This is a genomic window from Mesorhizobium sp. M0910, from assembly GCF_040319465.1.
In the GTDB taxonomy this organism is placed as follows: Bacteria; Pseudomonadota; Alphaproteobacteria; order Rhizobiales; family Rhizobiaceae; genus Mesorhizobium.
This window is the reverse complement of the sequence record NZ_JAMYNZ010000004.1, coordinates 84,374-97,216: the sequence shown is the minus strand read 5'-3', so window position 1 is coordinate 97,216 and position 12,843 is coordinate 84,374. Positions and strand designations below refer to the sequence as shown.

The following is a 12,843-nucleotide window of genomic DNA, read 5'->3' as shown; positions in this document are numbered from 1 at the left end:
CCTCTGCATCTTCCTGTCCGCGCCGCCCCAGCCCGGTCGGCGTCCAAAACCCACTTCGTTATGACGGGCGAACGCAGGCAAACGCGCAGCCGCCGCGGCTGCCCGATTGGCGTACGCTTCACCCTGACACGGAACGAAGGCTTGAGTATCGGAATGGGATATCATGGGGTGTTATGGGCGTCAACGGGAACAGTCTTCAAAACGCGCCTGCCACAACTGGGGAGAGCAGCTTTGACGGCACTCCCGTCTTTATCGTCTATTAAGCCTAACGAAGCGTTTAGAGCCGTGTGGCCCACCGGAGCCGACTTGCTGCGGATCGCTGCCGCGCATAGCCTCGGCATCTCCTTTTCCGGTCAGTTACGAGGTTTGAAATCATGTCCGATACAGCCAAGTCACGCGCCGCAGCACTTCCCCATCTGCGCCGCGGCGGGCTGGCCAAGGGCGACCCGATCCCCTTGCCCCTGACCATGGCCGCCATCTTTCATGCGCCCGGCGACGCCACCGGCTTCGATCAATATGGCCGCTTCAGCAATCCGACCTGGGATGCGGTCGAGCAGATGCTGGCGCATTTGGAAGACGCCCCATGCGTCGCCTTTCCCTCGGGAATGGCTGCCATCTCGGCGGTATTTTTCGGCCTGCTCAAAGCCGGCGACCGTATCCTGCTGCCGTCCGACGGTTATCATACGACGCGAGCGCTGGCAGACCGTTTTCTGAAATCCTTCGGCGTTGCCTACGATGTCCGGCCGACGTCGAGCTTCCTCGAAGGCGGCTTCGACGGCTATCGGCTTGCCTTCGTCGAAACACCCGCCAACCCAGGCCTGGACATATGCGACATCGCAGCCGTCGCCGAAGCCGTGCATAGAGCGGGTGCGGTGCTTGTGGTCGACAACACGACGATGACACCTTTCGGCCAGCGCCCGCTCGATCTCGGCGCCGATATCGTCATTGCTGCCGACACCAAGGCACCAAACGGCCATTCCGATGTGCTGTTCGGCCATGTCGCCAGCCGCGACGCGGACATTATCTCGAGGGTGACAGACTGGCGCGAGACGTCGGGCGCCATCCCCGGGCCGTTCGAGGCATGGCTGGTGCATCGCGGTCTCGAAACGCTGGACGTGCGCTTCGACCGCATGTGCACTTCCGCCGAAATGATAGCGCGACAGCTGAAAAACCATCGCGCGATCAGCGGCTTGCGCTTTCCGGGACTGGAGAGCGACCCATCGCACAATCTTGCCCGCGCCCAGATGGAGCGCTTCGGCTTTCTCATCTCGTTCGTGCTCGCCTCGGAGGACAAGGCCGAGGATTTCATCAACAATTGCGCCTTGATGCAGGCCGCGACATCGTTCGGCGGCGTGCACACCTCGGCCGAACGGCGATCAAAAAGGGGAGATGCCGTTCCGCCCGGCTTCGTTCGCCTGTCGGTCGGCTGCGAGCCGGTGGAAGAGCTTTGGCAAGCGATCGAGGCGTCGCTAGATGCAATCGGTGGCTGAGCCGGCGTCGATCTTGCGCCGGCCGTGGAGGATGCGAACGATTTCGGTCGCCTCTTCGACGACACGATACAGGGTGAGGTATTCGCCGACGATCAGGTGACGGATGCCGGGCGCGATGTCTTCGCGCGGCGCAGCTGAGAAGGGATAAGTGGCCACTTGCTGCCAGCGGGCTTCGATTTGATCGAGCAACCGATCGGCCGCAGCCTCGCTGTCTTGCGCGACATGGGTAGAAAACTGCCAGCTGGCCTGTAAGCCGGGTTCTGTATGGCCCTCGCCCCTTGCGGGGCGAGAACGCGGCGGCCATTCATCTTGGGCGCATGTTGCCATGCGCCTCACGCAACCTACCCGGACGGTGAGCCGGAAACAGCCCTCGAGGGTTTCCCCTCGCACCGTCCCTATTCGGTCTTGCTCCCGGTGGGGTTTACCGTGCCGCTCCTGTTGCCAGTCGCGCGGTGGGCTCTTACCCCACCCTTTCACCCTTGCCACGATTGGATCGTGGCGGTTTGCTTTCTGTGGCACTTTCCCTGGGGTCGCCCCCGCCGGCCATTAACCGGCACCGTGTCTCCATGGAGCCCGGACTTTCCTCACCCGCAGCCTTTCGGCTTCGCGGGTGCGGCCGCCCGGCCAGCTGGCAAGGCGTATAAAGGGGTTCGGGCCCAAAAACGCAAACGAAAAAGCAAGTTATCCCTTGTCAGGCGGGCGCTCCAAGCGCTGCCAGTTGCACCTTGACCTTGCCGCAATAGGCTGCGGACACCGGGTTCATCCGTGTGGCGGCGTGGCCGGCATTGTATTTCAGGATCGTGCCGCAGGTCGTGCCGCCGCCGAGATCCCGCGCCATGGCAAGGTACTTCATGCCGTATTTGATGTTGGTATCGGGATCGTAGAGACCCTGAACCGAACCGCTATAGCCCATCATTCTTGCCGTCGCCGGCTTGATCTGCATCAGGCCGATCTCGCCAGCGCTGCCGACCTGGTTCGGCTGGTAGTTGCTTTCGATCTTGATGACGGCATTGGCGAGCGACACCGGCACGCCATAGCTCGCGGCATAACGCGCAATGATCGCCGAATACTGTCCGCTGTCGCCGACAACCGCCGCCTGGGGCGCTGGCCTGCTCTTCGGAGCGACTGACGCCGTTGCCATGCGGTCGATGCGTTTGCGGTTACGCTTCACATGCTGTTTGGCGATTGTCTTTCTCGCAGCGGTTGGCCTTTTCGCGGAGACTGGCTTTTTCGTCCTTACCGCGGCCGCTTTTTCCACTTTCGCGATGGCGGTCTTCTCTACTTTTGCACCACCCTTCGGCATGGCGGTTTTGCCGGCTGCGGCACTGAAGCCCTGATCGGCCCGCTGGCTCAGCGGTGCGCTGTTTGCCGCACTGAAGGCAAAAGTCATTACGCCGGCAGCAATGGCTGCCGTTAAAACGGTCAATTTCTGCATGTGATCCTGTTCTGTTTGATCCGCACAAAGAACTTCGCGCAGATACCCTCAATCAACATCGGAACATCTGGGGGGATAGACGTCCGACAATCTGTACGGATCGCCTTTGACGACGGAATTGGCGCCAAAGAAGGCGACGCAAGTCACTTTGAGTAACAGATTGTAACTTTTAATCTGGCAAAAGGTTATTTGAGAGAGGCTATCCTTACGGAAGCGAGCAGCCTTTCCAGCGTGCGGATCGTCGATCCGTCAGCCACGCCGTCGACCAAGCGCTGCCGGAAATGCCGTTGAAATGCCTCGACCACGATTTCGGTCTGCCGGTCGAAAGCGCCGGTGATCTCGACGCCATAACCATAAAGCGCCAGCATCGACTGCAGTGCCTCAACATCGGCGCCGGTATCGCCTGGCCTCAGCACGGCGCCGCGCCGGATCGGTGCTGCCGGCACAACATGGCCGATGCCGGCGGCAAACAAGGCCTTCCATGGAAACTTCTCGCCCGGATCGACCTTGCGCCCCGGTGCCACGTCGGAGTGGGCGAGCACCCGCTGCGCCGGAACGGAATGGCGCTTGACGATGCCGGCACACAGGCCGATCACCGCGTCGATCTGCGGTTTTGGAAAGTTGCGATAGCCGAGCGTATGTCCCGGATTGACGATCTCGATGCCGATCGAGCAGGAGTTGATGTCGCTCTGTCCGAACCACGAGCTCTTGCCGGCATGCCAGGCGCGGTCGCTTTCCCTTACCATCTGAACAATGCGGCCGTCCTCATGGACCAGATAGTGCGACGACACCTCGCTTGCCGGATCGCACAACCATGCCTCGGCAGCGGCCCCGGTTGCCATGCCGGTGTAGTGCAGCACGATCATATCGGGTCCGGGCGTCCCGCGCCGCGGCCCGAAATTCGGCGATACCCTGACCTCGGCGCTCGGCTCGTCGGGCGGAAAGCCGCTCATGCGTGCCGCAGGCCTCGCTCGATCATTTCATAGGCCGCGTTGATCGCCGCCAGCCTGGTCGTCGCGATCTTGATGAATTCCTGCGGCAGGCCGCGTGCGATCAGCCGGTCCGGATGATTGTCGGAAACCAGCTTGCGGTAGCGCCTGCGGACCTCCTCGAACGGCTTCCCACGCTCGATGCCGAGCACGACATAGGGGTCGGCGGCACCCAGATCGACATGCCGCGCCAGGATGCTCTGGTAATGCGCCTCATCGATGCGGAAGATCTCGGCGATCCGGTGCAGGAATTGGCCCTCGCGCTCATGCACCAGCCCGTCCGCCTTGGCAATGTGGAACAGCCCGTCGAGTATATCCTCGAGCATCAGGCAGTTGGTATGGCCCGAACCGCAAAGCTGCGCCATCCGCTCGGCATAGGTCTCGAAACCGGCAATGTCGCGTTTGGCCAAATCGTAGAGCCGCGCCACATTGCGCCTCTGTTCCTTCGGCACCTCGAATATTTCCTGGAAGGCGCGCACCTCGTCTTGCGTGACGATGCCGTCTGCCTTGGCCATCTTGGCCGAAAGCGCGATCATCGCCACCGAGAAGGCGACACGCCGGCGCAAATCGGCATCGCCGGAGAAAACCGTACGCACGGCTTCGACCACTTCGGCGACGCCTGACGACGCTGAAGATGAAACGCGTGTGACGAAGTCGCCGAGGCGGTCCCAAATCGACATGGGGGCTTCATAGGACCAACCACCCATCGCTATCAAGCCAAGACAGTGCCGCAGGGGCTGGCCCAATCGATTTGGTGGAATGCCTAAGGCGGCTGGCGCTAGTGCTTGCCCATGGAAATCGGCAGACGGAAACCGCTGCACGCAAACCCGCGTCGTCGCACTCGGCCACAATGCGCGGGTATCGTAGGCAGCAGAAAGGCCGGCGTGTGAGGCCGGCCTTTCTTGGTTGTCACGTTGACTACTGCGACTACTGCGCCGGGGCAGCCGGCGCAGGCGCCGGAGCCGGCTCGGCAGGCTTGTTGGCGTCAGGAGTAGCCGGCTTCATCGTCTGGTCGGATGCCGGCGGGTTGGTGCTCTGCGTCGTGGTGTTGTCGGTGCCGCTATCGCTGCAGGCCGCAACGCCAAGCAAGGCAAGCGCCGAGACCGACGCAAGAATGAGTTTCTTCATGATATATCTCTCCTCTAATCACGCCACCGTTACCGGCGACGATCGAGGGCACAATGCATCAGCGCATGATGAGTTTCGTAACGTTGCGTTTCCGCGTGTAACATCAAGCGCTTGGCCGTACAAAGCGTTGAGCACTAACAGGATGCCTAAATGAAAATGCCCGGAGGCGCTGCCATGACCGCAAAATGGGATTTCTGGATCGACCGCGGCGGTACCTTCACCGATGTCATCGGCCGTGACCCGCAAGGCGGGCTGCATCCAAGGAAACTCCTTTCGGAAAATCCCGAAGCCTATGCCGATGCAGCCATCCAGGGCATTCGCGAACTGCTCGGCGTCCAGCCCGGCGCCCCGATCCCCTCCGCGCTGATCGGCGATGTCAAGATGGGCACCACGGTCGCCACCAATGCGCTTCTCGAGCGCAAGGGCGACCGCGTGCTGCTGCTCATCACCAAAGGCTTCCGCGATGCGCTGAGGATCGCCTATCAGGCCAGGCCCGATATCTTTGCCAAGCAGATCATCCTTCCCGAACAGCTCTATGAGCGTGTCGTCGAAATCGACGAACGGGTTCGCGCCGACGGCAGTATCGAGCGCCTGCTCGACATTGCTTCCGTACGCCCGGCTATTGAGCAAGCCAAGGCGGACGGCATCGATGCGGTCGCGATCGTCTTCATGCATGCCTGGAAACACCCCGAGCACGAAAAGGCCGTCGCCAAAGTCTGTCGAAAGCTCGGATTCTCCCAGGTCTCGGTCAGCCACGAGGTCTCGCCGCTGATCAAGCTGGTCGGCCGCGGCGACACCACGGTGGTCGACGCCTACCTGTCGCCCATTCTGTCAAGATATGTGCAGAAGGTGGCGAAGGAGCTCGGCGTCCTCTCCCCCCTCGAGGGGGAGATGGCCGCGCAGCGGCCAGAGGGGGTCATCTCAGAAGGCACCGCCAGAACGTTGAGCACTGCCGCAACGACCCCACCCGGCGGCTTCGCCGCCACCCTCCCCTCGGGGGGGAGGGAAAGCCCTCGCCTCATGTTCATGATGTCGTCGGGCGGCCTCACCGCCGCCGACATGTTCCAAGGCAAGGACGCGCTGTTATCCGGCCCGGCCGGCGGCGTCGTCGGCATGGTCGAGACGGCAAAACTCGCCGGTTTCGGCAAGGTCATCGGCTTCGACATGGGCGGCACCTCCACCGATGTCGCCCACTATGATGGCGACTACGAGCGCGCCTTCGACACCGAGGTCGCCGGCGTGCGCATCCGTGCGCCGATGATGCGCATCCACACCGTCGCCGCCGGCGGCGGCTCGATCCTGCATTACGAGGCCGGCCGCTTTCGCGCCGGGCCGGATTCGGCCGGCGCCAACCCCGGCCCGGCCGCCTATAGGCGCGGGGGCCCGTTGGCCGTCACTGACGCCAATGTCATGCTGGGCAAGCTGCAGCCCGAGTTCTTCCCGGCTATTTTTGGACCAGGGCAGGACGAACCGCTCGACGTGCAGACGGTTCGCGAAAAATTCACCGCGCTTGCCGCCGAGATCGGCGACGGCCGCTCGCCGGAAGCCGTCGCGGAGGGGTTCGTCACCGTCGCCGTCGAAAACATGGCCAACGCCATCAAGAAGATTTCCGTGCAGCGCGGCTACGACGTCACCGAATACCTCCTGAACTGTTTCGGCGGCGCCGGCGGCCAGCACGCTTGCCTGGTTGCCGATGCGCTGGGCATGGAGGCGGTGCTGATCCATCCGTTCTCCGGCCTGCTATCGGCATACGGCATCGGCCTGTCCTCTGTATTTGCGTCACGCCAGCAGGCGCTGCTGAAGCCGCTGGTGGAGGACTCCGGGGCGGCGATCGATGAACTCATCGCAACGCTGCGCAAAGCCGTCATCGACGAACTCGCCGCACAAGGCATCGCCGAAGACGCGGTCGCCTCGAAGCCGGTGCTGCAGGTCCGCTATGACGGCACCGATACCGCGCTGCCTGTGAACTTTGGTCACGGCTCGATCGCGCAAGCCAAGACGGACTTCGAATCGGCGCACAAGGCGCAGTTCGGCTTTGTCTACGACGACAAGCCGATGATCGTCGAATCGATCGGCGTCGAAGGTACCGATACCGGCGGCACCGGCCGCGATGAAAGCGATTCAGTTGTTGCAGATATGGCCGCAAGTCCTTCCGGGAACCGGAAAATCTTTGTCGACGGCGTCTGGCGCGACGCTGGCATCTTCCCTCGCGAAACGCTGAAGCCTGGTAACAAGATCGCCGGCCCTGCTTTGATCATCGAGCCGAACCAGACCATTGTCGTCGAGCCGGGCTGGCAGGCCGAGATCACCGCCAAGGACCACGTATTGATGCGGCGCGTCGAGAAGAAGCGCCGGCACGCCGCACTCGGCACCGAAGCCGATCCAGTGATGCTGGAGGTCTTCAACAACCTGTTCATGTCGATCGCCGAACAGATGGGCGTAACGCTGCAAAACACTGCCTATTCCGTCAACATCAAGGAGCGGCTTGATTTCTCCTGCGCCGTCTTCGACCGGAACGGCGCGCTGGTCGCCAATGCACCGCACATGCCGGTGCATCTCGGCTCCATGGATCGCTCGGTGGAGACCATCATCCGGCTCAATTCCGGCGACATTCACCCCGGCGATGTCTTTGCGCTGAACGCGCCTTACAATGGCGGCACGCATCTGCCTGATATCACCGTGGTGACGCCTGTTTTTTCCCTCCCCCTTGAGGGGAGGGTGGCCGCGGAGCGGCCCAGTGGGGTCGCTGGAGCAGCGCTCGACCTGATCTCCCCCCTTGAGGGGGAGATGGCCGCGAAGCGGCCAGAGGGGTCAGAAGGCACCCCAAGAGTGTCGAGCACTGCCGCGGCGACCCCCTCCGCCGCCTTCGGCGGCACCTCCCCCTCAAGGGGGGAGGAACCCCTCATCCTCTTCTACGTCGCCTCGCGTGGCCACCACGCCGACATCGGGGGCACCGCGCCCGGGTCGATGACGCCGCTTGCCACCACCGTCGACGAGGAAGGCGTGCTGTTTGACAATTTCCGCATCGTCGATCGCGGCCGGTTCCGCGAGAAGGACCTGGAGACGCTGCTCACCGACCACCCCTACCCGGCGCGCAATCCGCACCAGAACATCGCCGACCTCAAGGCGCAGATCGCCGCGAACGAAAAGGGCGTCGCCGAGCTGCGCAAGATGGTCGCGCATTTCGGCCTCGATGCGGTCGAAGCCTACATGGGCCATGTTCAGGACAATGCCGCCGAAAGCGTGCGCCGCGTGCTGGAGCGGCTGCCCGACAGTTCCGAATACGAATATCCGACCGACACCGGGCAAAAGATCACAGTGAAGATCACTATCGACCGGCGGAAGCGCGAAGCCACCGTCGACTTCACCGGCACGTCGCCGGTCATGAAGAACAATTTCAATGCGCCAGAGCCGGTCGCCCGAGCCGCGGTGCTTTATGCCTTCCGCGTCATGGTCGAAGACAACATCCCGATGAATGCCGGATGTCTGCGGCCGATCAACATCATCATTCCCGACGGCTCGATGCTTAGGCCCACCTATCCCGCGGCAGTCGTGGCCGGTAATGTCGAGACCTCGCAACATGTCACCAACGCGCTGTTCGGCGCCATGAAGGCGATGGCCAATGCGCAAGGCACGATGAACAATCTCACCTTCGGCAACAAGCAGTACCAGTATTACGAGACGATCTGCTCGGGCTCGCCGGCCGGCCGGATGAACGACGGCCGCGGCTTTGCCGGCACCTCCGGCGTCCACACCCATATGACCAATTCGCGCCTGACCGATCCGGAAGTGCTGGAACTGCGTTTCCCGGTACTGCTCGAGGATTTCCACATCCGCGAGGGCTCCGGCGGCAAGGGCAAATGGAGTGCCGGCGACGGCACCAAGCGCACCATCCGCTTCCTCGAAAAGATGGAGTGCGCGATCCTGTCCTCGCACCGCAACCGCCCGCCGCGGGGGCTGGACGGCGGCGGTGATGGCGAGGCCGGTTCGACCAAGGTCCGCCGCAAGACCGGCGCGATCGAGACGCTGAAAGCCTGCGATCAAACGGTGCTCGACGCCGGCGAGGCAGTCATTGTGACGACACCCACCGCAGGCGGACTTGGCGAGGCCTGAACTCGCTTCAACAGGTTGTCACCGGCCTGTCATCCACCTGCGTTACCCGCTTGCGGCAAGCAAACGGGGAATCGCCTTGCCATGACAGACATTTCTGGGGAACTGGTTTTTCGCCGCGGCAAGGAAGTCGGCAAGGCCGTCTACCAGAACCGCCCGCTGTCGAAAGCCGGCATCTCCGAGCGCTTGTTCGCCTTCCTGTTCTCCGGCCTTGTCTACCCGCAGATCTGGGAAGACCCCGAAATCGACATGGACGCGATGCAACTCGGCAAGGGCCACCGCATCGTCACCATTGCCTCCGGCGGCTGTAACATTCTCGCCTATCTCACCCGGTCGCCAGAAAGGATCGATGCCGTCGATCTCAACGCCGCGCATATTGCGCTGAACCGCATGAAGCTCGCAGCGGTGCGTCACCTGCCGTCGCAGGGCGACCTGTTCCGTTTCTTCGGCGCGGCTGGGACGGGGCACAATTCGCAGGCCTACGATCGCTTCATCGCACCGCATCTCGACCCCGTCAGCCGCCATTATTGGGAGCGCCGCAACTGGCGTGGTCGTCGCCGCATCGCCGTCTTCGACCGCAATTTCTACCAGACCGGCCTGCTTGGCCTGTTCATCGCCATGGGCCACCGCACCGCAAAATTTTTCGGCGTCGACCCGGCCGGCATCATGGACGCCGAGAGCATCGCCGATCAGCGCCGCTTCTTCGACGAAGAGCTGGCGCCGGTCTTCGAAAAACCGCTGCTGAAATGGGCGACGTCGCGAAAAGCCTCGCTGTTCGGCCTCGGCATTCCGCCGGCCCAGTACGATTCGCTGATCACCTCGGGTGACGGCACCATGGCCAGCGTGCTGAAGGCACGACTGGAAAAGCTCGCCTGCGATTTTCCGCTGAAGACCAATTATTTCGCCTGGCAGGCTTTCGCCCGCCGCTACCCTAATCCGGGCGAAGCCGCCCTGCCCGCCTACCTCGAAGAACGCAACTACAAGACGATCCGCAACAATGTCGATCGCGTTGCCGTCCACCACGCCAATCTGATCGAGTTCCTTGCCGGCAAGGATGCCGGCTCGGTCGACCGCTTCGTGCTGCTCGATGCACAGGACTGGATGACCGACGGCCAGCTCAACGGGTTGTGGGCCGAGATCACCCGAACCGCCTCCACAGGCGCCCGCGTCATCTTCCGCACCGCAGCGGAACCCAGCCTGCTGCCCGGCCGCGTCTCGAATTCGCTGCTCGACCAGTGGCGCTACGAGAACGACGCCTCGCGCGAGTTTTCGGCCTGCGATCGCTCGGCCATCTATGGCGGCTTCCATCTCTATGTGAAGCGGTCCGCATGAGCACGACCGAATTGCCGGCCAGCCATGCCGAACTGATGGACGGTGTCTACCGCTGGCAGCGTCATATCTACGACCTGACCCGCAAATATTATCTGCTCGGCCGTGACCGGCTTATCGCCGGACTGGATGTGCCGGCCGGCGGCACGGTGCTCGAGCTTGGCTGCGGCACCGGCCGCAACATTGTCCTGGCTGCCCGCCGCTATCCCGGCGCGCGCTTTTTCGGCCTCGATATTTCGGCCGAGATGCTGGAGACGGCCGCTGCCGCCCTCGCTCGCGAAGGCCTCTCCGGCCGCGTCACCCTGGCGCGCGGCGACGCCACTGATTTCGACGCAAAGGCGCTGTTCGGCGTCAAAAGTTTCGACCGCGTCTTTGTCTCGTATTCGCTGTCGATGATCCCCGGCTGGGAGAAGACGGTGTCTGCGGCACTTGCTGCCCTGTCACCGGGCGGCTCGCTGCACGTCGTCGATTTTGGCCAGCAGGAAGCCTTGCCCAGCTGGTTCCGCACGCTGTTGCGCGGCTGGCTGAAAAAATTCCACGTCGAGCCGCGTGAATCGTTGCACGCGGTTCTGGATTCGGAATCTGCAAGAACCGGCGCAAGCTTCCGTTTCCAAACGCTTTGTCGCGGCTATGCGTGGCTCGCCGTGATCGGCCCAGTTCGATAGCCAGGACGTGTTGAGATTCAGGTCAGGCCGAGTCGAAAACGGGGGGTTCCGAGAACCGAGCGGAGCGTCCTTTAGGGTACGTGAGCACCGGCCTACGCCGGCCGTAGCCTTAACTGCCACGACCGCTCATGAGTGCTTTGGCCCGGCGAAGGCCGGAGCGCAGGAAACCGCCGTTTGCAGGCCGGCATCACCTTAGTATCGATACAGCCTAATGCAGCGCCTTGATCAGCGCCGCCACCATCGCCTGGGGCCGGTAGCCGAGCCTGGCCGGCGTCAGGCCGAGCCGCACCACAACCAGCTGCTCCGAGGGGACGATGGCGACCGTTTGCCCGTCATGCCCCTCCATCCAATAGGTGTCCTTGGGCAGGCCGGCGGCAAGGCCGGCACCCGGGTTTTCTTCGTCGCCCGGTCCTTCGATCCATAATTGCCCCTTGCCGTAGACCTTCGAGGCAGTTGCCGGTTCCCGCATCCAGTCGACGAAGCCAGCGGGCAGTATCTCTTTGCCGTTCCAGACGCCGCCCTGCAGCAGGAACTGGCCGAAGCGCGCCCAATCGCGTGCCGTGGCATAGAGATAGGACGAGCCGACGAAGGTGCCGTGCTCGTCGGCTTCAAGCACCGCGCTGTGCATGCCGAGCGGATCGAACAGCGCGGTCCTCGGCCAGGCCAGCGCCTTGTCCTTGTCGCCGATCGCGTCCTGCCATAATCGGGACAGCATCACCGCCGTGCCGCTCGAATAGGAAAACACCTTGCCGACCTCGCCGGTCAGCGCCTTGGATCCGGCAAAGCCCGCCATGTCCGGTTCGAGATAGAGCATGCGCGTCACATCGGCGACGTCGCCATAATCCTCGTTGAATTCCAGCCCGCTCGACATCGCCATCATGTCGGCGAGGCTGATCACGGCGCGGCCATCTCCCTTCCAGGGACCGAACAGGCCCTGGTTGGTCATCGCCAGCTTGCCGTCCTTCACCAGCGTGCCGACGATCGCCGCATTCACCGTCTTGGTCATCGACCAGCCCAATAGTGGCGTCTTTTCGGAAAAGCCGTCGCCATAGCGCTCAGCGACGATGCGGCCGCTCTTGACCACCACCACCGCCCGCATGCCGGCGCCGGTCATTGCTGGATCGTCGAGGACCTTCACGACCTCGGAATCCTGCGAGGCACCGACATCGTCGCCTTCCGGCCACATCGCATCGGGCAGCGGCGCCGGCGTCGGTGGAGCGCCGGCGATAGCCTTGGCGGCGGCAATATCCCCATCGGGAACCGAGGCGCAGCCGAGCCCCTCGCGAGCGACCGCGACACTTTTGCCGAGCGCGCCGAACAGGCCCGCCGAAACCGTTCCCTTCTCCTTGTCCACCGACACTCTCATCAGCTTCAGCAGCGGATGACCCGGCGCCTGCACATCGACGGCGAGCACGTCGTTGGCGTCGCGCCCGGCGATGAAGACGTTCGAGCAGACGATCTTGGCCGCATAGCCGGAACCGACGCGGATCAGTTCCGGCGGCGCGAAATACAGCCAGCCGGCGAGTATCGCGGCGGCCAGCACAGCCAGGCCGAGCAGCCATTTGACGAACTTCAAAAGGATCTGCATTTTGAGTTCCCCCGGCGCGCTCGATCTATGTCATCGATTTGCCGCCATTGTTTCGGCAAAATCGCGGCTCTTGTCGAGCGCCGTCAACCGAATATCAACCATGATCGGC

General features: G+C 63.1%; 9 protein-coding genes, 1 other RNA gene and 1 pseudogene. 4 read left to right on the top strand and 7 right to left on the bottom strand.

All coding sequences use genetic code 11. From position 1 onward, the window contains the following. Nucleotides 1-374 precede the first annotated feature (374 nt). On the top strand, nt 375-1,490 hold the full coding sequence (locus NKH78_RS11435; RefSeq protein WP_352687562.1) for a cystathionine gamma-lyase: 1,116 nt from the start codon (nt 375-377) through the stop codon (nt 1,488-1,490). Here the strand turns inward: NKH78_RS11435 and NKH78_RS11430 are convergent. The 6 genes and pseudogenes from NKH78_RS11430 to NKH78_RS11405 form a co-directional block, all read right to left on the bottom strand. Continuing rightward, a pseudogene (locus NKH78_RS11430) lies at nt 1,470-1,703 on the bottom strand (type II toxin-antitoxin system RelE/ParE family toxin); the annotation flags it as partial. The gene NKH78_RS11435 and the pseudogene NKH78_RS11430 overlap by 21 nt on opposite strands. Before the next feature lie 20 nt (nt 1,704-1,723). Continuing rightward, nucleotides 1,724-2,122, bottom strand: an RNA gene (gene rnpB, locus NKH78_RS11425) — RNase P RNA component class A. Between the two features lie 59 nt (nt 2,123-2,181). After that, a complete protein-coding gene (locus tag NKH78_RS11420) occupies nt 2,182-2,925 on the bottom strand; it encodes a lytic transglycosylase domain-containing protein (protein ID WP_352687560.1) in 744 nt (247 codons plus the stop codon). Between the two features lie 185 nt (nt 2,926-3,110). Next, the gene (locus NKH78_RS11415; RefSeq protein WP_352740809.1) at nt 3,111-3,878 is read right to left on the bottom strand and encodes an N-acetylmuramoyl-L-alanine amidase; all 768 of its coding nucleotides are present in this window, start codon (nt 3,876-3,878) and stop codon (nt 3,111-3,113) included. Continuing rightward, a complete protein-coding gene (locus NKH78_RS11410) occupies nt 3,875-4,594 on the bottom strand; it encodes a TerB family tellurite resistance protein (protein ID WP_352740811.1) in 720 nt (239 codons plus the stop codon). Before NKH78_RS11410 ends, NKH78_RS11415 begins: the two co-directional genes overlap by 4 nt. A gap of 247 nt (nt 4,595-4,841) precedes the next feature. Continuing rightward, a complete protein-coding gene (locus NKH78_RS11405; RefSeq protein WP_352740812.1) occupies nt 4,842-5,042 on the bottom strand; it encodes a hypothetical protein in 201 nt (66 codons plus the stop codon). A 174-nt stretch (nt 5,043-5,216) separates the two neighbouring features. Between NKH78_RS11405 and NKH78_RS11400 the strand changes: the two genes are divergently transcribed. The 3 genes from NKH78_RS11400 (at nt 5,217) to NKH78_RS11390 (ending at nt 11,146) form a co-directional block, all read left to right on the top strand. Further along, nucleotides 5,217-9,155, top strand: coding sequence for a hydantoinase B/oxoprolinase family protein (locus NKH78_RS11400; RefSeq protein ID WP_352777689.1), 3,939 nt, complete (start codon nt 5,217-5,219; stop codon nt 9,153-9,155). Between the two features lie 81 nt (nt 9,156-9,236). Continuing rightward, complete coding sequence (locus tag NKH78_RS11395) at nt 9,237-10,484, top strand: BtaA family protein (RefSeq protein WP_352740476.1); 1,248 nt, start codon at nt 9,237-9,239, stop codon at nt 10,482-10,484. After that, nucleotides 10,481-11,146 (top strand): class I SAM-dependent methyltransferase, encoded by a 666-nt coding sequence (locus NKH78_RS11390; RefSeq protein ID WP_352740474.1) that lies wholly within the window; start codon nt 10,481-10,483, stop codon nt 11,144-11,146. The genes NKH78_RS11395 and NKH78_RS11390 overlap by 4 nt, the downstream gene beginning before the upstream one ends. A gap of 208 nt (nt 11,147-11,354) precedes the next feature. Here NKH78_RS11390 and NKH78_RS11385 read toward each other — a convergent pair whose 3' ends face one another. Then, complete coding sequence (locus NKH78_RS11385; RefSeq protein ID WP_352703455.1) at nt 11,355-12,734, bottom strand: serine hydrolase domain-containing protein; 1,380 nt, start codon at nt 12,732-12,734, stop codon at nt 11,355-11,357. Between the last annotated feature and the right edge of the window lie 109 nt (nt 12,735-12,843).